Genomic DNA, 22,067 nt, shown 5'->3' on the forward strand with positions numbered 1-22,067 from the left:
CCCCCTTTAGTTCGGCTCTGATGATTGCCCTAGTTGTGGTTCATGGAGTATCCGGAGCTTTCCTTGGCAAGCTGCCCAGCGCCGTGGCGGGGACGTGGGGCTATCAGTCCACTGATTTGCTCAGCGCGCAGTGGTGGAACCTGATCACGACACTCTTTCTCAGCTCCAACACAGCCTCCATGCTGTTAGCTGTGGGCGTCGTGGGAGTTGCCGTAGGGATAGCCGAAGTCACAGTTGGTAGCTGGCGCACAGCCGCACTTTTTTGCGGAACGCAAGTGACCGCCGTCGTCCTCTTTGGTGTTCTTCTGAGCGTAGGGAATCTGAGCGAAATTGACTGGCCCGCGGGGATGGATCAGGCAACGTTGTTGGGGCCCTTTGCCGCCTCAGCCGGAACCTTGATGGCGGCCAGCCAAGGTATTAGTCTGCTGTGGCGGCGCCGTGTACGGGTCCTGATTCTGGCGTTGGCATTGATGCTCAGCGTGTACGTGGGCCACGCGCAGCACGTGTTCATTGTGCTCGCGGCGCTGGCCGGACTGGCTCTGGGGCTGGTGTTTGTGAGGGCATTGGGGCGCCGGATCCCGGGGCGCTCGACCAGCCGTGAAGTGCGCACCATTTTGGCAATGGCGGTTGCGGTCTTTGCCGTGGGGCCGTTAGCTGCTGCCGTGGCACATATTGCAGTGGGACCCCTTGCCGTGATGCGCACGTGGATCACCAATCAGGAGCCCACGCTGTCGCAGTGGCATGGCAGCTGTCATGCGGCCGACGCCGCATGTCAGGGGATGGTTCATAATCTGGGCTTGCTGGGCTCCGGAGGTCATCTGCTGGCGCTCATGCCCATGGTGTTACTGCTGGTGTGTGCGGAAGGGCTGCGGCGTGGGAGCCGTCTGGCGTTGTGGGTGGCGCTGTATCTGCATGTGGTGATTGGGCTGGTATCGGCCGCCTATTTCCAAGTTTTTTCCGGGCTGGGGCTCTCTCTGCGGCGCGGCCATCGTAGCCTAACCATCAACGAATCAGTGTGGGAACTGCTGCCGGTGGTGCTGGTTCCTGTGCTCATAGCGATAGCTTTGTTCGTTTTTCGACGACACTTTCGGGTTGACCCGGTCCCGGTGCTGCGCCGGCGTGCCCTGTCATTTTTGCCGCTGCTGCTGCTCGTGCTGGTGGGGCTGTACACGCTCGCCTGGCTGGTTGAAGGAAATCTGAACAACCATCTGGGGCTGGTGGCCCTGATTGCCGGTCTTCCGCGGATCGTGCTGCCCTACCCGTTCCCGTTCACTTATGCTGCGAACGTTTATCCGCATGGGTTTTTCTCCGAATTCATCTTCAGTTTTGGCGGTCCAGTGCTGTGGCTGGTGAGTGCGGGGACGGTGCTGGCGTTGTTCTTGAGCCGGCACCTTCACAGTGGCACGGACCAGGCTGCGAAGGCACGGGAACTGGTCCGCGAGGGCGGGGATTCCCTGTCATGGATGACGCAGTGGCCCAACAACCAATATTGGTTCAATGCAGCCGGGACCGTTGCTGTGGCTTACCAACCCCACAATGGTGTTGCCGTCACGGTGGGCGGTCCCATTGGTGATCCCTTGCAGTACGATGGCGCCGTCGATAAGTTCCTGAATTTTTGCGCCGATGTTTCACTCACCCCGTGCTTCTATTCTGTGACGGATACGCCGGCAACCTTGTTGGAACAGCGCGGTTTCCGAAGGATTCAGGTGGCCTCCGAAACGCTCCTTGACGTGCACAACATGGAGTTCAAGGGCAAGGACTGGCAGAACGTTCGCACGGCCCTGAACAAGGCAAACAAACTCGGTGTCACGGCTCTTTGGTCAAGCTACGGGGAACTGAGCCCGGGACAGCGCACCCAAGTACATGAGATTTCCGAGGACTGGGTTTCCTCTCAGGCGCTTCCCGAGCTCGGCTTCACGCTGGGTGGCCTAGAAGAACTGAAGGATGACAATGTCCAGCTATGCCTAGCCATCGACGACACGGGACGGATCCATGCCGTGACCAGCTGGCTTCCGGTGTATGCCGAAGGTCAGGTTGTCAGCTGGACGTTGGACTTCATGCGCCGCAATGCAGGGGCCTTCAGCGGGGTCATGGAGTATCTCATTGCTCAAGCTGTGCAGTATTTCGCGGCCACCGTTGAGTACATTTCACTTTCTGGATCGCCCTTGGCAGTAACCAGTGAAACCGAAACTGCGAAAACAACAGCAACAGCAGCAACAACAGCGGGAACAGCAACAGCGCGGCAGGAGCCGAAGGGCCGTGGCCAGGAGGGGGCCTTGCCGGAGATCACGGTGAAGCAGAAGTCGTTGGAGGAGAATACGCTGGGGCGGATTCTGGCGCTGCTGGCACGCACCTTGGAACCGGTGTATGGGTTTTCGTCGTTGGCCAATTTCAAACAACGTTTCAAACCACGCCATAGATCCCTGTATTTGATGTATCAAGATCCACTCTCCCTGCCTGCCATTGGCCGGGCTGTGGGGGAAGCGTATATGCCCAACGTGTCCGTGCAGTCACTGGCCCGGATCCTGCGCAAACAAGAGAAGAAATAGCTGGACACCCGCTGCGCTGGGCAAACAAATAGCCCCCGGCCATAAGACCGGGGGTTATTGATTTTTCTTTTGGTGCCACCGTGGTTGGGGCAGCCAGCTTAGAGCGTTGTTACGCCGGTTGCTTGAGGGCCCTTGCTGCCCTGACCAATCTCAAATTCAACCCGGGCGTTTTCATCCAAGGTTTTGAAGCCGCCGCTTTGGATTTCTGAGTAGTGGACAAACACATCGCCGTCGGCGTTGTCCGGGGTGATGAAGCCGAAGCCCTTTTCAGCGTTGAACCACTTGACGGTTCCCTGTGCCATACTTTTCTCCTTGTGATGAACGTCCATGCTGTACTGCTATCTGTACTGCCTGAGCCGGGCAACAATTGCGTGCCAAGCCTCATTCAGCATGACATGAGTCACATTCAAGGTCAACGAGTGACGCCAAAGAGTCGCCTATATTAACTACTCCAACCAGGTGCCGGCACGCATGACACGCTGCAGCTCCAGCTGCGCGTCGACAATCAGCACATCTGCCCGGAGCCCGCGACGCAACGCGCCAACCTCGTCCGTGAGCCCCAGAACTGCAGCGGGCACCGAAGTGGCCGACTGCAAGGCGTCCCTGAAAGGGACCCCTGCGGCTGTGGTTCGGCGCAGCACCTCCAACAAGGTTGCGGTGCCCCCGGCAATGGAACCGGTGGCGTCCAAGGTGGCAACTCCATTGGCGACAGTCACCGGTGAGGGGCCCAGCATGTAGCTGCCATCAGCAAGCCCTGCCGCTGCCATGGAGTCGGTGACCAGCACAATATTGGCCGCACCCACAATATCGAACACGGTCTTGACCGTTTCTGGATCTAGGTGGGTGCCATCGGCAACAAGCTCGACGGCGGCGTTCCCGGCACTGGCTACCCGCAGGCAGGCGGCAACAGGGCCGGGGGAGCGGTGATGCATCGGTGGCATGCCGTTGAAAAGGTGAGTCACAGTGGGCCGTCCGGAGACGCCGTCGTACCCAGCAGATTCCAGGCCCTCACGGGCCTGCTCAAGCGACTCCGCCGCTGTCACGGTGTCAGAGTTTGTGTGGCCCACCGAAGGGGTGATGCCGTGGGTGGTGAGCAGGTCCACGAGGTCTGCCGCGCCGGGAAGCTCGGGCGCATAGGTCATGGTTGCGATGGCGCCTTGACCAGCTTCAATGAGCGAGGACATGAGCTCCAGATCCGGGTCCAGCAAGAAAGCCGGATTCTGGGCACCGCAGCGCGCATGGGAGAGGAAGGGGCCCTCAAGGTGGATGCCAGCCAGCAGCCCTTCAGCGGTCATGCCAGCGTAAATGCCGATGCCCTTGATGAGGTCCTCGGGGGAGGCGGTGACCATGCTGGCCAGAAGCGTGGTGGTGCCGGCGCGATGGAGGAAATCCACGGCAATACGGGCTGAGGCCTCGTCGCCGCTGGGAAAGTCGCCACCATTTCCGCCGTGGTTATGCACGTCAATCAGGCCGGGGATCAGACGCTGATCGGCAGGCAGTGAAATGACGTTCACGGCGTCCATATCGGCCTGATCAAAACCTGGCTCGTCAAAGTGATCTGCCCGCCCGGCGTACACGATTCTGTCGCCCTCAATGGCGAGCAGCCCGCCCTCAATAATGCCGTGATCGGTGACAACGGCACCCTGGATCAGGTATTTGGTGGACACGGGCGCAGGCGAAGGAACAGTCATGGCCCAAGTCTAGTCAGGAAGGGGCCCCTGTGCTCTAAAAGACGGGTGGCTTCAAAGATCTAAAAGAGGCGTGAGGCGCTGTCGTCCACTCCGCGCATGGCGTCGTAGTCCAGAGTCTTGCACTCAATACCGCGGTCCAGAGCGAGGGTCTTGGCCTGCGGCTTGATTTGCTGTGCTGCGAAGATGCCGCGAACCGGAGCCAGTAGCGGGTCACGGTTGAGGAGTTCAAGGTAGCGGGTGAGTTGCTCCACCCCGTCAATGTCGCCGCGGCGTTTGAGTTCAATGGCCACGGTGGCACCTGCTGCATCCCTGGCCAAGATATCGACCGGGCCGATCGCCGTGAAGTATTCACGGCGAATCAAGGTGAAGCCGGTGCCGAGCAGATGAATCTGTTCGGCCAGGAGACGCTGCAGATCGGCTTCAACGCCGTCCTTAATCAGTCCAGGATCGGTCCCCAAGTCATGGCTGGACTCGTGTAGTTCTTCATAGATGTTGATGATGAGTTGGTCATCGGCTTTGGTTGATTTCACAATCCACTGTGAGATCACGCCTTCTTCCAGCTCTGTATCCTCCGGGCCCACCGTGCGCAGGGTCGCCGGAGGGCTCATCCAGTTCAGTGGCTTGTAGGAGCCGCCGTCGGAATGGACCAGAACGGAGCCGTCAGCCTTGACTACTAGGAGCCGAACGGCGAGGGGAAGATGGGCTTTGAGGCGTCCGACGTAATCGACGGAGCACTTGGCAATCACTAAACGCACGCCTTCCACTGTAGCGGTTTGGAGCAGCAAGTGCGTCGAGACGATCCTGCGGTGGTCCTGCAAGGTGCGACTGCACGGGATTGAACTGTGCGGCACAATGGAGGAATGCCCCGTTCGAACCATCCACGCCGCCGCACCTCCAATGCCAGGGGTTCTAGCAACTCCCGTGGTCGAGGGCAGCCCGGTGCAGGGACTTCCGATCCGGACGACGATGGATTTGATCTGAACCGTGTCCGGCTGGGGGTCCCGGCCACCGAATCAGCGCCCGACGGAGTCTGGGCGGTGCGGAGCATCAGCGCTGGAAACGCCCAAAAGTCATACACCTGCCCCGGCTGCCACCGTTTGGTTCCCCCAGGTTTGGCTCATTTAGTGGTCTGGCAGGAAGACGCCTTGTTTGGTGCTGAGGCCGGTCTGCGCGACCGCAGGCATTGGCACAGCAACTGCTGGCGAGGACGAAGCTACCGGTACAGGTAGGCTGGGCGCATGGTTTTTGATCCGAGTTCCCTTGCTTTTGTTGATGCTGGCACCCCTGTGCCTGTCCGAGCCTCCACGATCTTGCCCGCGGTGCGCGAGAATATTGAGCTGAGGACCGCAGATGGCCTCACCCTGGTCGGTGAATTGGCACTACCGGCCGACGGCGTAGTCCGGGCCACGCTGATTACCCTGCATCCGCTGCCCACACATGGCGGCTTCATGGATTCGCACGTCTACAAGAAGGCCTCGTATCGACTTCCGGCTCTGTCTGGAATTGCCGTGCTGCGCTTTAATACCCGCGGCACGTCCTCACCCCGAGGCACCAGCGAGGGCGGTTTTGAAGAAGGCATTGGGGAACGGCACGATATTGCCGCCGCGGTTCAGTTTGCTGTGGACCGCGGACTGCCCAACCGCTGGCTCCTTGGCTGGTCATTTGGCACCGAACTAGTGTTGAAATATGGCGCGGCTGACCCCGTTGCCCAGCACGTCCAAGGAGCGGTGTTGCTATCACCTCCACTGCACCGAGCCGTTGACGCTGATTTGGAGACTTGGGCTTCCTACGGGAAGCCGCTGACGGTGCTGGTCCCGGAGTTTGATGACTATCTGCAGCCGGAAGCCGCTACGGCTCGGTTCTCGCTGGTACCGCAGGCCAAGCTAGTGGCCGTAGACGGGGCCAAGCACTTGTGGGTGGGTGAGAAGTACGCGTCCCGGGCCCTGAACGAGATCGCTTCCACCGTTCTCGGTGCAGCCGTAGAGCTGCCCGCAGAATGGAGCGGACCCGTGGCCGCTCAGCCCGCCTGACGGGTTCCTAGTTTCTACACCTTGCCGCTGGCTTGATGCTTTAGTTTTTATCCTGCCGAGCAATGAAGACTTCCTTGACCAGCAGCATCACAGCTGCTGCGGTCGGGATGGCGATCAGGGCCCCGAGGACACCGAGCAGACTGCCACCGGCAATGACTGAGATGACAGCAACTGCTCCCGGTACGGCAACTGCCTTTTGCATGATGCGCGGTGAGATGAAGTAGGCCTCGAATTGCAGGTAGGCGAAGTAGGCAATGGCGTAGATCAGGGCGGTCTGCCAGCCAGCTGTCAGGCTGACCGCAATGACCACAATTGCGGCGATCATTCCGCCCACGAGTGGGATAAAGGCAAGGAGCGCCACAACAAAGGCCAGCAAGACGCTGAATGGTACGCCAAGAATGGTCATGACAATAAAAGCGAAGGTAGCGTTCAGGACTGCCACGCAGACCTGACCAATCACGTAGTTGCCCACACCTCGGGTGATTTCTTCGCTCAACTCTTCGACCCGGGGACGGCGTGATCGTGGGGCAAGGCGGTATCCCCATTTCTTGATGGCCGGCAAAGACGCCAGGAAGTACAGGCTCAGTACCAGCACGATCAAAGTACCGAAGAGCCCGTTAGCAATGTTGGTGCCCACGCCCACGACGCCACCAAAGATACCGCCCACAGCCTGGGCATCCTGGAAGAACTTGGCTACCTGCTCATTGATGGTGTCAAGGACGTGGTATTGGACATCGAGCTGCTTGAAAAACTCTGAATTCAGAAAGTCCCTGATCCAGATGGGGGCCTTGTTAATCAGCTGGGACGTCTGTTCCACGATGGTGGGGATGAGCGTGGCGAAGAACAATGCCACCACGCTGAGCAGGCCCACCAAGACTATGACGATCCCCAAGGGGCGGGGCACCTTGCGCCGTTCCAGCCATCGAACCACCGGATCCAGACCCAACGAAATGAATAGCGCGGTCACAATCCACAGAAGCAGCGATTCGGTGTTCGCCAGCATGTAGCTCAGGAATAAGGCAATGCCAACACCCACTGTTCCCATGAATCCAAAATAGATGGGATGACGGAACAAGCTGCTCCCAGAGGAGGCCTCGATAATTGCGGCGGTCTCACCAGGGCCGCTGGGCGCCACCGGAAGATCAAAACGCACGCGCGGCTGGGCGCCGGGAACCGGCTGGCGGATTTTTTCCACCAACCAGCCACGCCAACCCTTGCCGCGGTCCGGCGTGGCCGTGGCGTTAGAAGTGGCGGATGCGGCAACGGGAGCGGCCAGTGTGGACTCGGTGGTGACCGTTTCTTCTACTGTTTCCGGATCAGAGCGAACCGGAGCAGCAGGAACAGCTGAGGAAGGGGTCACATCCGAGGGGGGATTGGGTGAGCTTGGATCGGGGGAAGAGTTCACTTGTAGCTGCCTTCATAAATGGTGGTGTGGTGGCAAATTGTTCCACTCCCAATAGTGAATAGAGGTTACCAGCGCATCGCACTTCGATCCGCAAGCCACGGGGATATAACGTGAGAAAAGTCAAAGAGGCATGCTCATCAGATAACGGTTCGGTTACCCTTGAATTAACGTTCACAGCAGTGTTCCGCCGATGTTAGGTAAGTTCTTGCGTTCAAAAATTGCAATTATTCTGGCCGTCTTGGGTCTTTTGGTGTTAGGAACTGGCATTGGCCAGCGCACCATCTGGCTCCCGCCAGCCACTGTCACGGCCGCCGCACCCGCGGAGCTGGCCGCTGCACCGCTGACGGTTATTGGTCCTGATCTTCTCAAGACCCGTGATGGAAAGTTCACCATGACGATTAAGAGCGATGGTCCTATGCAGCTGGCAGTGGCCCGCGAGGACGACATCATCGGTTGGATCGGCGACGCCGCCTACACCCGGATTGGTGCAGCAGCTGAGGACTTCTCCCAGCTGACTGCCACCAGCACCGCAGGTGAGGCCACCGTGCCCAACCCCGCCGGCTCAGATATGTGGGTCAGCGAAGAAAAGGCTACCGGCGAACTCAGCTACACCTGGCAGGCGCCGGGACACGGAGACTGGGCGCTGCTGCTCTCGGTTGACGGCAAGGCAGCTGCTCCCACCGATATTTCCGTCACCGTGGACAACGAGGCCGGAACGCCTTGGGCAGTGCCCTTAATGATTATCGGTTCCGCACTTCTGGCCTTGGCCGCACTGTTGTTCCTGCTGTCCCCGAACAAGCCCAAGGGTGCTCAAACTGCTGCTGTCGGCCGACGCGCAGCGGGTCGTGTTCCTACAGATCCAGCCACCGGTGCATTGGAAGTAGACAAGATTGTGGCTGCCCGTGAAGCTGCTAAGAAGTCGGCAGCCGACTCAGCTCCCGCCACAATTGCCGAGGCCCGGAAGGCCGCGTCATCAGATGCGAAGGCAAGCGAGGGTGCTGGGCAAGATGCCGCGGACGATTCAGGCAGCGACGCTAAGTCTGGCAGTGAGTCTACGAGTGGTGGTGCCGGATCTGCACGTCCGGCTATGCCTAGCGATGCCACATCGGCGCTTCCGGCTGTCCTGCTTAACAAGCCCAGCACGACCTCCGAGCCTGGCGTGGACTCTGCTGCCGCGAATGTGGCTCGTGATCAGGAGCAAGACGATCAGGGCGAGAAGAACAATAAGCAGGACCCGCAAGAGAAGCAGGAAAATAACGACGTCAGCACCGCAGCAGCTGCTCTACCTGCTGATGAGGATTCAGCCGCTGATTCAGATTCGAACTCAGAGTCGGGTTCTGATTCAGGCTCTGATGCGGGCGGAACCGCCGGTAAGGATCATGACGAAGATTTAAACAGCGGCGGCTCAGATAAGAAGCAGGGTCCAAGGAAGCCTCGGACCCGGAACAAGAGAGGCGTGAAGGGTGGCCTCTTCGGAGAGAAAGCCGGCGGAGGCAAATCTAGCGGCGACACAACTGGCCAGGACAAGTCCGAGTTCAGTGCCAGTGAAAGTCTGAGAGGGCCGGTGAAGAAGACTATGAAGGCTACTCGATGGGGTGCTGCCTTGGCTGCTGTGCTGGTGGCTGGCAGTCTCAGTCCCGCAGTTGCAGCCGACCCGACAGCGCCGGAACCGAGCACGAGTGTCACTCCAGAGGCCACCGCTACGCCGTCCACCCCAGGATTCCCGGGGCTGCTTGACGCTCAGGTGCAGCGCATTGCCACGGCTGTTGCAGCGGTTGTCACTGCTGGTGACAACGCCAAGGATTCCAAGGAACTCGAATCTCGCGTGGGTGGTATGGCTCTGGAAGCAAGGGCGGCCAACTACAAGATCCGTGCCAAAGTTTCTGCGCAGGCTGCCATGGAGCCGGTGAACGCCGCACCTCTGCTGGCCAAGGTGGTCACCACCACGAATACATGGCCCCGTTCAGCCATGATGGTCACCAAGGGTGAGAACAATGCCCTACCGCAATTGCTAACGCTGGTTCAGGCCAGCCCGCGTGAGAACTACAAAATGATCCAGGCCACCCCCTTACTGCCCGGCCAGACTTTCCCCAAAGTAGATAAGGAAGGCACCGAGGAAGTTGCACTGGATTTTGCCGAGGGATTGAAGATGAGCCCTGCTGACGCCATTGCCGCACTCAGCGACCGTCTCACCAAGAGCGACAGTAAGTTCAAGGATTCCTTCAACGACAGCGTCTACATCCAAAGCGTCCTGGACACCCAGTCCACGATCGTCGAGAATGCCAAAGATGCCACCCATGTATTCAGTCACAAGGCCAGCAGTGATGCGGCCGTCAGCTTGCGTACCGCTGATGGTGGCGTCATGGTAGTGGTGGGCTATACCTTTGCCATCAACGGCACGAGTAAAGAAAACGCAACGCTGACCGTTGGCGATGATGCTGCAGTGTTCACAGGCGGCAAGGAAACCACCAAGGGCTACACGCTCAACTACGCCGAGCCCGTAGTCATGTACATTCCCCCTGCCGACGGGGACGGTAAGATTACCATCTTGTCCGCAACCCGCAACCTCGTGGGCGGCAGCTTCACTCAGTAGTTACGCCGCCGAGGCGGGCCAGGCACGGAGTGCTTGAGCCCGCCTCTGTCAGTTTCCACTGTCAGTTCATCAATGCGTTTCACTTGTCAATTTCACCCGCGGCGAGATTCACCCAAGACCGCCACCCAGCCCAGTTAGAGTGAGTTCATGAGTCAAAAAAGCCCTATGCCACAGAGAAGCCCGTCTGGAATTAACCTGCGCGGCGCCGTCGATCTTTCAGCCCTGAAGAACCGCGCAACGGCCGCTGCCTCCGGCGCGCCATCCGGTGGTTCACCGTATGCTGTGGACGTCAACGAGCAGAGCTTCCAAGAATTTGTCCAGCTCTCGCAGCAGGTCCCCGTGGTGGTTGCCATGGGCTCAGGCCGCTCACAGCAGTCAGCCACGGTGACGGCTCTGCTAGAAAAGGTCATCAATGAGTACGGCGGGCAGCTGGCACTGGGCCGTGTTGATATTGATTCCAGCCCCCAGATCGCCCAAGCCTTCGGCATCACTGCCGTACCCACCGTGGTGGCGCTCATCAAGGGTCAGCCCGTGCCTATGTTTGAGGGCGAACTGCCGGAAGAACAAGTCAAGGAATTCTTCACTGAACTTCTCAAGGTGGCAGCCAGCAACGGTGTCACAGGAAACTTGGGCGGCGCCCAGGCCCCTGCAGCGGCACCGGAACCGCCGCTTCCACCGCTGCACCAAGCAGCCCGCGACGCCATTGACGCCGGGGATCTGGCAGCGGCGCAGACAAGCTATGAGAAGGCTTTGGCAGAAAAGCCCAATGACACTGACGCCAAGATCGGCTTGGCCCAGGTTAAGCTGATGCGCCGCACTGCCGAAATCAATGTGGTCCAAGTTGAGGAGTTCCGAACCCGAGCTGCCGGTGACCCGGATGACCTCGACGCAGCCCTCACCGTGGCCGATCTGGATGTCTCCGGCGGTCATGTCGAGGACGCCCTGGCACGTCTGGTGAAATATATCGCCCTGCATTTCGGGCCAGAACGAGAATCTGCACGAGTTCGCCTGCTGGAGCTGTACGACGTGGTTGGTGTCAGTGATCCGCGCGTCTCGGCGTCACGCCAGGCTCTGGCCCGCGCACTCTTCTAGCCAGCTCTAGCCAGCACCGTTTGGCCAGCAATGTCATCCTTTGGGATAAGTCACAGTTCCCTGGTGGATTGCTAGGGTTTTAGGCATGAACAATTCTCTGGGGAGTATTTCAACCGGCGGGCGCCCACCAGCCTTATCGATTCGCGGATTATCCAAGCATTTCGGCGAGAAGATCGCCGTTAACAACATTGACTTGGATGTTCCCGCAGGCTCGTTCTACGGCTTGGTGGGACCCAACGGTGCAGGTAAAACCACCTCGCTGTCTATGGCCACCGGACTCTTGCGCCCGGATGCCGGGCAAGTGTGGGTCCACGGTGTAGACGTCTGGCAGAGTCCGCTGGAGTCCAAGCGCCTCATGGGTTTGCTACCCGACGGCGTCCGGCTGTTCGATCGGCTCACAGGTGAGCAGCTGGTCACGTATGCGGGTTTGTTGCGCGGCATGGACAAAGACACTGTGGCCGCGCGCGTCAAGGACCTACTGGCGGCCCTGGACCTGGCCAAGGATGCCGGGACTTTGGTAGTGGACTACTCCGCGGGTATGACGAAGAAGATTGCATTGGCCTCGGCACTGATCCACGCTCCGAGCCTGCTGGTCTTGGATGAGCCCTTCGAGTCAGTGGATCCAGTATCTGCGGCCAACATCCGAGACATTCTGCACGACTACGTGAATTCCGGCGGTACTGTGATTGTCTCCAGTCATGTCATGGATTTGGTCCAGCGGATGTGCGATCACGTCGCCGTCATTTCTGCTGGACGAGTTCTTGCGGCAGGCACCGTGGATGAGGTGCGTGGCGAGAAGAGCTTGGAAGATAGGTTCGTAGAGCTTGTTGGCGGCCGGAACCAGACTGCGGGGTTGCAATGGTTGCGCACCTCCTAAGGCTGAAAGTTGCGCTGCTGCGCAACTCCCTCAAACGCAGTCCCTGGCAACTGGTGGGACTGATCTTCGCCGCCCTGTACGGTCTGGGTGTGCTGGGCATGCTCCTGGTGGGGCTGGGCTTTGCCGGCAGCACGGGCGATGCAGAGTTGGTGGGCATGGTGATCATACTGGCCGGTTCTGCACTGTTGGTGGGCTGGCTGGTCATACCTGTGTTGGCCTCCGGCCTAGATATGACACTTGACCCGGCTCGCTTTGTCACCTATTCGATTCCTATGAAACAACTGCTGGCAGGTCTGGCACTCTCGAGCTTCATCGGTGTCCCTGGCGCAGTCACGCTTGTTGCCGCTATGGGCACCGCAGTTGGATGGTGGCGTTATCCGGCGGCGGCCGTGGCCGCATTGATCTGTGGCGCCCTCGGTGCACTGACGTGCATCATTGCCTCACGCGCCATCACCGCAGCCAGCACCAGCCTGGCCTCGTCGCGCCGCTTCAAGGATGTTAGCGGCATTGTGGTGCTGGTTCCGCTCATGCTCATGGGACCCATCATTGCCGGTGTTTCCACAGGCATCAGTGATTTTTCGGTGTATTTGCCTCAGCTGGCCAACACCTTGTCCTGGACGCCGCTGGGTGCCGTGTGGGCAGTTCCCGCAGACATCGCCATCGGCGCATGGGGGCCGGCGGGGCTGAAATTGCTGATCGCGCTGGGCACCGTTGCTGTTCTGACCTGGATCTGGCAGGCCTGCCTGGCTAAAGCTCTGGTGACTCCTGCCTTCTCCGGTGGCGGCCGCAGGGCTGCTGGCAAGCTGGGCTTCTTTGCCCTTTTCCCGCAGACCCCCACAGGGGCCGTTGCCGCGCGTTGCCTCACGTATTGGTTCCGGGATCCGCGCTACAGCGCCGGGCTTCTCATTGCGCCGTTGATTCCGCTGGTCATGGTGTTTGGTGGCACACAGACTGCTGGACTTGAAGCTGTAGGGCCGATCCTTAGTTACGGTGGAGCGTTTGCGGCGTTCATGGTGGCTTGGAGTATCTCGGCTGATATCTCCTACGACAACACCGCCTTTGCGCTGCACCTGGCCACAGGGGTTTCCGGCAAGGCAGATAGAACTGGACGCGTCATGGCGGCGGCCGTATTGGCACTGCCGCTGGGACTGCTCTTTGCCGTGGCCGGGTCGGTGGTTGCTGGAGACTGGCAGATCTTGCCGGCGGCGCTTGGCATGTTAATGGGTGCCGCAGGTGCAGGTCTGGGGCTGGCCAGTGTGTTCTCCTCGAGGTTCACCATGGTGGTGCCATTGCCGGGGGAGAGCCCCATGAAATCCAAACCGGGCAATAACTTCTCCACGCTAATCATCCAGCTTGCAGGATTTGGCGGAGCGGGTCTTCTTGCGGTCCCTGTTATCGTGCTGATCATCATTGGTGCGGTGACTCAGCTGGCACTCTTTGCCTGGTTGGCATTGGCTGCCGGTGTTGGCCTGGGCGCACTGTACGTGTTCCTTGGCATCCGTTTCGGGGCGAAGCAATATAACAATCGCGGGCCAGAGTTATTGCAGACCGTTTCTGTCCACCGCTGACTCTGGATAAGGTTAGAGCTACACAGCAGATGCATGGCAATAGCGCCCTGTCCACCGCCGCGTGCGGCCGGTATCGACGGGGCGCTGCTGTACGTGTTTGCCCCTGCATTAAGCCATGGGCCGCCTACCGGGCGGCAGCGAAAGGAAGCGTGTTTCATGGAGGTCATCATCCTCCCGAGCAGCAAGGAAATTGGGGCGCTTGCCGCCGACTCGATCGAGGCTTTGGTGCGCAACAAGCCCAACGCCGTTATTGGTCTGGCCACAGGGTCCTCCCCGCTGCCCATCTATGACGAGTTGGCCCGCCGCCACGAGGCAGGCTTGAGCTTTGAAGGCGTCAGCGGTTTTGCGCTGGATGAGTATGTGGGTCTGCCTGTTGGTCACTACGAGTCCTACCGCGAAGTCATCCGCCGCGAATTCACCAACCGTGTAGACGTTTCCGGCGAAAACGTCCACGGCCCGGACGGAGCCAGCGACGATGTTGCAGCTGCCTGCCAGTCCTACGAGGATGCGATTGCCGCAGCCGGCGGCATTGACCTGCAGATCCTGGGTGTTGGCACCAACGGCCACATCGGTTTCAACGAACCGGGTTCCTCGCTGGCTTCGCGCACGCGCATCAAGACCCTGGCCGAGCAGACGCGCCAGGACAACGCACGCTTCTTCGACAACATCGACCAAGTGCCCCACCACGTGGTGACCCAGGGTCTGGGCACCATCATGGACGCCCGCCACCTGGTTTTGGTTGCCTTCGGCGCTGGCAAGGCAGACGCGGTGCGCGATTTTGTCGAGGGTCCGCTCTCGGCATCGTGCCCCGCCTCGATCCTGCAGTTCCACCCGCGTGCCACCGTCATCATCGACGAGGCAGCGGCGTCCAAGCTTGCCGGTGCAGCCAGCTACCGCCACGCTTACGAGAACAAGCCTGCTTGGCAAGGCGTCTAAAAAGACTTTCGACGGCGGGAGCCCACCTGAGAATCAAAGGTGGGCTCCCGCCGTCGTCCGTTTTCAAGGACGCTAGCGCACCTTATGCAGCGCTTTTGGCAACGCTATCTCACCTGCCGGGGAGTGAAATCACCTTCAGGAAAGTTGGTGCCTCGGTGAGTCGCGGACGCGAACACGGTAGACTGGGCTCATGAGTTTGCCTCCAGATCCTTTCGAAAATGATCCCCTGCACAGCCCCGGTCAGACTGGTGGCTCAACGGCCGTTATTGAGCGCGAGGAATTGCGCCAAGAAGTAGAACCGGGCGACAGCGAACGGTTCGCACACTATGTGCGCAAGGAAAAGATCATGGAATCGGCCATGACGGGCGAGCCAGTGATCGCACTCTGCGGCAAGGTGTGGACGCCTGGACGGGATCCGCAGAAGTTCCCTGTCTGCCCCGAATGCAAAGAAGTCTATGACGGACTGCGGCCTGAGGGCGGCAAGGGCAAGGGCCCGAAGAAACCCAAGAAGTAACTGGGGTTCGTAATTTTTGATGTTACCGGCGAAAAGCCGTTGATTGGCCGTGCCCGGAATTGGGTGCGGAAGCGTGAAAGTGTGACTGTGACAAGGATGGCGGAGATTTCGTGACGGAGACATTGTTTGGTGGCCCGTCGCTGCCTCCGGCTTATCCTGAGCGCGCGGCGTGGGGCACGGCCCAAAAGCTGCGTGCCTGGCAGTCCGAAGCCATGGAGAAGTACTTCAGTGATAACCCGAAGGACTTCTTGGCAGTGGCAACACCGGGTGCAGGTAAAACGACTTTTGCCCTGCATATCGCGACCCAGCTGATTGCCCGCGGGATGATCAACCGGGTCACCATTGTCACCCCCACTGACCACCTTAAGCGTCAGTGGGCTGATGCCGCGGCGAAGGTGGGGATCGCCATTGACCCCAACTTCAAGAATGCCGACGGCCGCCACGGCAAGGGTTTCATTGGGGTGGCCGTGACGTACGCACAGGTGGCCAGTAAGCCGCTGTTGCACCGGGCCAAGACCGAGGCCGCCAAAACTCTTGTCATCATGGACGAAATTCACCACGGTGGTGACGCGTTGTCTTGGGGTGATGGTATCCGTGAGGCCTTCGATCCTGCGGCTCGCCGGCTTGCCCTGACAGGTACCCCGTTCCGATCCGACACGGCCGCTATTCCGTTCGTTGAATACGCTGAGGACAAAGACGGCATCCGCCGCTCAAAAGCCGATTACACCTACGGTTACGGCGAGGCGCTCAAGGACCATGTGGTCCGGCCCGTCATGTTTATGGCGTATTCGGGTCAGATGCGGTGGCGCACCAGTGCTGGCGAGGAAATGGCCGCCACGTTGGGCGAAGCCGTGACCAAGGACGTTACCGCTCATGCCTGGCGGACCGCGCTGAACCCTGAGGGACAGTGGATCCCGGCCGTTCTGGCCGCTGCCGACAAGCGGCTCACCGAAGTACGCCGGGCTGTTCCAGATGCTGGCGCGATGGTGATCGCCACGGATCACGAGGATGCGCGTGCCTACGCCGCCGAGATCAAGAAGATCACGGGCGAGTCTCCCACGGTAATCCTCTCTGACGATGCCAAAGCCTCAGACAAGATCGATGCCTACTCGGCTGGCGATAACCGCTGGATGGTGGCGGTGCGCATGGTCTCTGAAGGTGTTGACGTGCCGCGTCTGGCTGTTGGCGTGTATGCGACATCGACGGCGACACCGTTGTTCTTTGCTCAGGCCGTGGGCCGTTTTGTGCGTGCCCGCAAAAGGGGAGAGACGGCGTCGATCTTCCTGCCGTCGGTACCGAACCTGATGGAGCTCGCTAACCAGCTAGAGCTTGAGCGCGACCATGCACTTGACCGTCCCGACAAGGATCCCGACGGATTCATGGAGGAAGACGATGAGATGGAGGAGGCCAACCGCGAGGAAAAGGCCTCTGACACACTGGAGAAATTCAAGTTCGAAGCCCTGGAGTCTCAGGCGTCCTTTGACCGCGTGTTGTTCGACGGCGGTGAATTTGGCACGGGCGGTGCCATTGGCAGTGAAGACGAGCTGGATTTCCTGGGTATTCCCGGGCTGCTCGACGCCGATCAGATGGGACTGTTGCTGCGCCAGCGCCAGGCCGATCAGCAAACGCGCAAGCGCAAGAAGGCCCCGGCAGCAGAGCCCGAAGCCCCGCCGCTGATTGACCACCGCATGTTGATGGACCTGCGTGGAGAACTGGCCAAGAACGTGTCCGCGTGGAGCGCCCGTTCCGGCATGCCCCACGGCATGGTGCACAGCGAACTGCGCCGCATGTGCGGCGGTCCCGCCGTGGCCCAGGCCAATGAAGAACAGCTGCAGACGCGGTTGAAGAAACTCCAAGACTGGTTCATCGGGCGCAAATAGTCCCCTGTCCTCTCAGTTGGGGGCCTGGATTCTCACTTGGGCTGGGGTTAGCCCCGAGATCGGTAGTTAGAACGCCTTTTTGGTGGCTAACTACCGATCAGTCGTTGCATGAGCCTATTTAACCTCTACGCCCGCGTCTTCGAGTTCTTCGAGGGCTTCTTCGCTGGCGTCTTCGTCAACGCCTGCGACGTAGTCACGCAGCACGGTGGTGTTGTAACCGGCATTGATGGCGTCCAAGGCGGTTGCGCGCACGCAGTGGTCGGTGGCGATGCCGACGATGACGACATCGTCGACGTCGTTCTCGCGCAACCAGTCATCCAAACTGATTGGGGCGTCGCCGTCCTCATCCACCGATTCGTGGGCCTCGCGTTCGCCCACGGCGACCTCGTCTTCGGGTGCGAGAAGTCCGTCGAAGCCCGAGTAGGCGGCGTCGTACTTGCCCTTGCGGAAGTAAGCGTCAATGTCCTCGGTGTCCAGATTACGGTGCAAAGCTGCGCCCTTTGAACCTGCCACACAGTGCACCGGCCAGCTCTTGACATAGTCCGGGGTCTCGGAGAAATGCGTGCCCGGATCGATATGCCAGTCCTGAGTCGCCACGATGAAATCGAAGTCCGTTGCCTCGGAGAGCAGTTCGCTGATCTCGGTGGCGAGATCGGCCCCGCCGGTGACGGCCAGTGAACCGCCTTCGCAGAAATCGTTCTGCACGTCAACAATGATGAGAGCCTTGGCCATGGAGTTTCCTTTACTTCGCTACTGCAATTGCTTGTTCGTATTCGGTGGGGATGACAGGCTCCCCGCGCTGCAGCCGTCGCGCTGCTCCGGGCATTTCTGCCATGGATGCGGCATGGCGCGCAGTGGCTCGCTCCACACCTTCGGCCCCGGTCCAACCTGGCGCCAGCACGCCGTCGCTCATGAATCGGACCAGCAGGGGGCGGTCATTGGCGTCCGCCTCTGGGTGGTGGCCAATGCCCACCACTTCAGCAGTCGCGGTGCCGGACTTGTTCAGGCGGCGGGTGGCGTACTTGCGTCCACCCACGCTGGCCTTGCCCTTGGCGGCCTTGGCAACCGAGACGAATTCGCCGTCATCACCCTCGCGGGAGACCAGCTTGTAGACCATCGACGCTGTCGGGGCGCCAGATCCGGTGACCAGGGAGGTACCCACGCCGTATGAATCCACAGGTGCGGCGGCCAGTGCTGCGATGGCAAACTCATCCAAATCCGAGGTGACGGTGATGCGCGTGTTCGTGTTGCCGAGCGAATCCAGCAAGGCGCGAACGTCCCGCGCCTGGGCGAGCAAATCGCCGGAGTCCAACCGCACGCCGCCCAAGGCGGGGCCCGCAATCTCGACGGCCTTGCGGACGGCGGTTCCGACGTCGTACGTGTCAACCAGCAGCGTGGTGCCGGCGCCCATGGAACCGATCTGGGCGCGGAAGGCCGCTTCCTCGGAGTCGTGCAGGAGGGTGAAGGAGTGCGCGGCGGTGCCCTGGGTGAGGACGCCGTACCGCAACCCGGCTTCAAGGTTGGAGGTGCTGTGGAAGCCAGCAATCACGGCGGCGCGCGAGGCAGCCACAGCGGATTCTTCATGCGTGCGCCGCGAACCCATTTCAATGCACGGACGGGCTCCGGCGGCACCAATCATCCGCGACGCTGCTGAGGCAATGGCGGAATCGTGATTCAAGATGGAAAGCACATACGTTTCCAGGATGCAGGCTTCGGCAAACGTGGATTCAATGCTCAAAATGGGTGAATTCGGGAAATAAAGTTCGCCCTCTGCATAACCGTAGATGCTGCCGGAGAACTTGAAATCGGCCAGCCAAGACAGAGTTTCGTCATTGACAACGTTGTTTTGGGCTAGGAAATTCAGCTCGTCGGGGCCGAAGCGGAACTGCTCCAAGCCCTCCAGGATGCGCCCTGTTCCGCCCACCACGCCATAGCGGCGGCCGTCGGGCAGGCGCCGGGCGAACGCCTCGAACACGCTACGGCGATGCGCGGCACCGGAGTGCAGAGCAGCTTGAAGCATGGTCAGCTCGTAGTGATCTGTAAACAGTGATGTGCGGGGCTGGCCCCAGCTTGATGGAGTAGTCACGGAATTCACTTTAGTGGGGCAACACTAGAATGGACATATGAGTGTCAGCACAGCCCCGGAAACAGACCGGGAAGTATCAACGCGCGAACTCATCTCCCCGGACATCCCCTGGGAATTAATCGTGTGGAACGACCCGGTTAATTTGATGAGCTACGTCAGTTACGTCTTCCAAAGTTATTTTGGCTATTCAGAGGCAAAGGCGGCGAAATTAATGCTTGAGGTCCACACCGAGGGCAAGTCCGCCGTGGCCCATGGTGCCAAGGAAAAGATGGAAGCTCACGCCGTTGCCATGCACGGTTTTGGGCTCTGGGCGACAGTTCAGAAGGGCGGCCCCCGTGGCTAAGGCCTTCTCCGCCGGCCGCCGCGGCATCACCGGTTTCTTAGAACCTGCCGAACGCGACCTCCTTCGCAAACTTTTCACCGACATCATCACCATGCTCGAACCGGAAACCCCGGCGCATGAGGACCCCTTGGCTGCCCTGATTGGCTTGGACATGGACGTTTCCGTGCCGGTGGATCCCGCCCTCCTTCGGCTGCTTCCAGACGCTGTCAAGGACGACGCCGACTCCGCCCTTGAGTTCCGTCAGCTCACCGAACGCTCGCTGCGGGAAACCAAGATTGGCGCCCTCCGTGCGGCCTCCTTGGGCCTGGAAAGCGAGAAGTTGGTCCTGAACGAGGAAGCAGCCAAGCTCTGGGCCATGGCCTTAAACGACGTCCGCTTGGTACTGGCCGAAAGGTTGGAAATCCGAGACGAAGAGGATGCCGACCGGATCCACGAGGTGCAAGACTGGGGCGACGCGGACGACGTCGAAAGTTACCTTTCACTGGTCTACAACTTTGTCTCGTGGCTCCAGGAAAGCCTGGTGCAAGCCATGCTGGCGGCGATGGCGCGGAGCAAGTAGCCTCCTGTGGCTGCAATAGAAAATTGTGTTGTTGGGCGCAATTGATACGCCCTAGCCGGCAAACGAACTATTGTTGAATCGATTATGAGCACACATTCACTCAATCCCCAGAACACACCTGTGGCGAGGCCCCGGGCCAGCGACGTGACGGATCGGCCCATTGGAATTTTTGATTCCGGGGTTGGCGGATTGACTGTGGCGCGTGCGGTCATTGATCAGCTGCCCAACGAGTCCATCCTGTATGTGGGGGACACGGCCAAGGGCCCTTATGGTCCGCTACCGATCGCCGAGGTTCGGGCCAATGCGCTCGGGGTCATGGATGAGCTGGTCGATTCTGGCGTCAAGCTCCTCGTGATCGCGTGCAACTCGGCCTCCGCGGCCGTGCTGCGCGATGCCCGGGAGCGCTACACCGCCCGTTATGGCATTCCTGTCATCGAGGTCATTCAGCCTGCCGTCCGCCGCGCTGTTGCGGCCACCAGGACCGGGAACGTCGGAGTCATTGGCACCGTCGCCACGGTGGGCTCGCGCGCTTACAACGACACTTTTGCTGCAGCACCGGATCTCACCATTACCTCCGTGGCGTGTCCCGACTTTGTTCGGTTCGTGGAATCTGGCATCACTACGGGTCCAGAGTTGTTGACCACGGCGCAGGAGTATTTGGCTCCTCTCAAGGACGCCGGCGTGGATACCTTGGTGCTGGGTTGCACCCACTATCCGCTGCTGACAGGTGTCATTTCCTTTGTCATGGGTGATTCGGTGACACTGGTTTCCAGCGCCGAAGAAACGGCCAAGGACGTCTATAAGGCCCTGGTGAACCACGATCTGGAACGTGTTTCAGAGACTGCGCCGACCCACCAATTTCTCTCCACCGGGGACGCGAACAGTTTTGGTGTCCTCGCCCGGCGCTTCCTCGGCCCGGAGGTGCGCGGCGTGGAACAGGTCAGCCATGTTTCAGCGCATTACCCCACAGCTTCACTGGCACGAATCACCCCCGACATGATTGCCGCCGCCCGGCAAAATGTGTCCGGTGCGGGGGTCACACAGCACTCAAATTTTGTTTTGGAAGATTCCATGGGCAGACTGGCTGTTCCGGGAAACGTTACGGGGGAGCGAACATGAAGTTGACGATTGTTGGATGCAGCGGGTCCTTTCCCGGTCCGGCGTCGCCCGCGTCTTGTTACCTGCTCACAGCGCACGACGGCGTTCGGCCGTGGCGGGTGCTCATTGATTTGGGTAGCGGCGCCTTGGGGGCCGCTCAAAAGTACATGGATCTTGAGGACATCGACGCGATCTTCCTCAGCCATCTACACCCCGACCACTGCATGGACCTGTGTGGCCTGCACGTGGCTGTCCGGTGGAGCCCGAACGGCTGGCACCGCGGACGGATTCCAGTGTGGGGCCCGGCAGCGACAGCCGATAGGTTGGCCACAGCCTACGGTCTGGAACTAGATCCGGGCATGCGCGAAGAATTTGACTTCATCAACTGGCAGGAACGCGAAGCCGTCACTGTGGGCCCCTTCAAAGTCACGCCCTACTCGGTGAACCACCCCGTTCCCGAGGCCTATGCGCTGCGCGTGGAAGTCACCGAGTACGACGGCACCGGCATGGACCGCACCGCCGTCCTGACGTATTCGGGGGACACCGACAGCTGCCAGGGGTTGGAAGATGCCGCCCTTAACGCTGACTTCTTCTTGTGCGAGGCGGCTTTCGAAGAGGGTCGTGACGACCACATCAAGGACGTCCACCTCACCGGAAAGCGTGCCGGAGAAGCTGCAGCACGGGCGAACGTGAAGCGCCTGCTCCTCACCCACATCCCGGTCTGGACCGACAGCAATACGGTGGTGGCCGAAGCTCGGGAAGTGTACACAGGAGATGTGGCGGCGGCCGTAGCGGGCGTACACTACTCGATCTAGTGGTGTTCGGTTCATCAATGAATATCCTCTT

20 protein-coding genes are annotated in these 22,067 nt (G+C 60.1%); 14 read left to right on the forward strand and 6 right to left on the reverse strand.

The genetic code is table 11. The annotated features are described in order from the left end of the window. The first annotated feature begins 20 nt into the window (after positions 1-20). The gene (locus AB0P14_RS05315) at positions 21-2,549 is read left to right on the forward strand and encodes a DUF2156 domain-containing protein (protein ID WP_363838682.1); all 2,529 of its coding nucleotides are present in this window, start codon (positions 21-23) and stop codon (positions 2,547-2,549) included. 98 nt (positions 2,550-2,647) lie between these two features. Here the strand turns inward: AB0P14_RS05315 and AB0P14_RS05320 are convergent, their stop codons facing one another. The 3 genes from AB0P14_RS05320 to nucS form a co-directional block, all read right to left on the reverse strand. After that, positions 2,648-2,851, reverse strand: coding sequence for a cold-shock protein (locus tag AB0P14_RS05320; RefSeq protein WP_363838685.1), 204 nt, complete (start codon positions 2,849-2,851; stop codon positions 2,648-2,650). A gap of 144 nt (positions 2,852-2,995) precedes the next feature. Then, positions 2,996-4,240 carry an N-acetylglucosamine-6-phosphate deacetylase gene (locus tag AB0P14_RS05325; protein ID WP_363838688.1) on the reverse strand — a complete coding sequence of 415 codons (1,245 nt, stop codon included), beginning with the start codon at positions 4,238-4,240 and terminating at the stop codon, positions 2,996-2,998. A 59-nt stretch (positions 4,241-4,299) separates the two neighbouring features. Beyond that, complete coding sequence (nucS, locus tag AB0P14_RS05330; protein WP_363838691.1) at positions 4,300-4,995, reverse strand: endonuclease NucS; 696 nt, start codon at positions 4,993-4,995, stop codon at positions 4,300-4,302. Between the two features lie 105 nt (positions 4,996-5,100). Here nucS and AB0P14_RS05335 point away from each other — a divergent pair, with 105 nt between their 5' ends. Together AB0P14_RS05335 and AB0P14_RS05340 are read left to right on the forward strand one after the other, a co-directional pair. Further along, entirely contained in the window at positions 5,101-5,469 is a 369-nt protein-coding gene (locus AB0P14_RS05335) for an ATP/GTP-binding protein (protein WP_363838693.1), read from the forward strand. Positions 5,470-5,478: 9 nt separating this feature from the next. Beyond that, positions 5,479-6,270, forward strand: coding sequence for an alpha/beta hydrolase (locus AB0P14_RS05340; RefSeq protein WP_363838696.1), 792 nt, complete (start codon positions 5,479-5,481; stop codon positions 6,268-6,270). Between the two features lie 40 nt (positions 6,271-6,310). Here AB0P14_RS05340 and AB0P14_RS05345 read toward each other — a convergent pair whose 3' ends face one another. Beyond that, positions 6,311-7,468 (reverse strand): AI-2E family transporter, encoded by a 1,158-nt coding sequence (locus AB0P14_RS05345; protein ID WP_363839357.1) that lies wholly within the window; start codon positions 7,466-7,468, stop codon positions 6,311-6,313. A 412-nt stretch (positions 7,469-7,880) separates the two neighbouring features. On the opposite strand from AB0P14_RS05345, the gene AB0P14_RS05350 reads away from it, so the two are divergent. From AB0P14_RS05350 to AB0P14_RS05380, 7 genes are all read left to right on the forward strand, one after another. Continuing rightward, entirely contained in the window at positions 7,881-10,268 is a 2,388-nt protein-coding gene (locus tag AB0P14_RS05350; protein WP_363838698.1) for a hypothetical protein, read from the forward strand. A gap of 147 nt (positions 10,269-10,415) precedes the next feature. Next, a complete protein-coding gene (locus AB0P14_RS05355; RefSeq protein ID WP_363838701.1) occupies positions 10,416-11,360 on the forward strand; it encodes a tetratricopeptide repeat protein in 945 nt (314 codons plus the stop codon). An 85-nt stretch (positions 11,361-11,445) separates the two neighbouring features. Then, positions 11,446-12,237 (forward strand): ABC transporter ATP-binding protein, encoded by a 792-nt coding sequence (locus tag AB0P14_RS05360; protein WP_363838704.1) that lies wholly within the window; start codon positions 11,446-11,448, stop codon positions 12,235-12,237. Then, a complete protein-coding gene (locus tag AB0P14_RS05365; RefSeq protein WP_363838707.1) occupies positions 12,219-13,805 on the forward strand; it encodes a transporter in 1,587 nt (528 codons plus the stop codon). The genes AB0P14_RS05360 and AB0P14_RS05365 overlap by 19 nt, the downstream gene beginning before the upstream one ends. A gap of 156 nt (positions 13,806-13,961) precedes the next feature. Further along, positions 13,962-14,741, forward strand: a complete 780-nt coding sequence (nagB, locus tag AB0P14_RS05370) for a glucosamine-6-phosphate deaminase (RefSeq protein ID WP_363838710.1) — start codon at positions 13,962-13,964, stop codon at positions 14,739-14,741. Between the two features lie 190 nt (positions 14,742-14,931). Further along, positions 14,932-15,255 carry a DUF3039 domain-containing protein gene (locus AB0P14_RS05375; RefSeq protein ID WP_363838713.1) on the forward strand — a complete coding sequence of 108 codons (324 nt, stop codon included), beginning with the start codon at positions 14,932-14,934 and terminating at the stop codon, positions 15,253-15,255. A gap of 110 nt (positions 15,256-15,365) precedes the next feature. Beyond that, positions 15,366-17,135, forward strand: a complete 1,770-nt coding sequence (locus AB0P14_RS05380; protein ID WP_363838716.1) for a DEAD/DEAH box helicase — start codon at positions 15,366-15,368, stop codon at positions 17,133-17,135. Between the two features lie 114 nt (positions 17,136-17,249). Here AB0P14_RS05380 and AB0P14_RS05385 read toward each other — a convergent pair whose 3' ends face one another. Next, positions 17,250-17,867 (reverse strand): isochorismatase family protein, encoded by a 618-nt coding sequence (locus AB0P14_RS05385; RefSeq protein ID WP_363838718.1) that lies wholly within the window; start codon positions 17,865-17,867, stop codon positions 17,250-17,252. A 10-nt stretch (positions 17,868-17,877) separates the two neighbouring features. Then, positions 17,878-19,221 carry a nicotinate phosphoribosyltransferase gene (locus AB0P14_RS05390; protein WP_363838721.1) on the reverse strand — a complete coding sequence of 448 codons (1,344 nt, stop codon included), beginning with the start codon at positions 19,219-19,221 and terminating at the stop codon, positions 17,878-17,880. Positions 19,222-19,258: 37 nt separating this feature from the next. Between AB0P14_RS05390 and clpS the strand changes: the two genes are divergently transcribed. The 4 genes from clpS (at position 19,259) to AB0P14_RS05410 (ending at position 22,036) form a co-directional block, all read left to right on the forward strand. Further along, complete coding sequence (clpS, locus tag AB0P14_RS05395; protein WP_363838724.1) at positions 19,259-19,564, forward strand: ATP-dependent Clp protease adapter ClpS; 306 nt, start codon at positions 19,259-19,261, stop codon at positions 19,562-19,564. Next, on the forward strand, positions 19,557-20,123 hold the full coding sequence (locus AB0P14_RS05400) for a DUF2017 domain-containing protein (RefSeq protein ID WP_363838726.1): 567 nt from the start codon (positions 19,557-19,559) through the stop codon (positions 20,121-20,123). Before clpS ends, AB0P14_RS05400 begins: the two co-directional genes overlap by 8 nt. 84 nt (positions 20,124-20,207) lie before the next feature. Then, a complete protein-coding gene (gene murI, locus AB0P14_RS05405; RefSeq protein WP_363838729.1) occupies positions 20,208-21,242 on the forward strand; it encodes a glutamate racemase in 1,035 nt (344 codons plus the stop codon). Beyond that, on the forward strand, positions 21,239-22,036 hold the full coding sequence (locus tag AB0P14_RS05410; protein ID WP_363838732.1) for an MBL fold metallo-hydrolase: 798 nt from the start codon (positions 21,239-21,241) through the stop codon (positions 22,034-22,036). The genes murI and AB0P14_RS05410 overlap by 4 nt, the downstream gene beginning before the upstream one ends. Positions 22,037-22,067: the final 31 nt, after the last annotated feature.

Source organism: Specibacter sp. NPDC078709 (assembly GCF_040686795.1).
Lineage (GTDB): Bacteria > Actinomycetota > Actinomycetes > Actinomycetales > Micrococcaceae > Specibacter.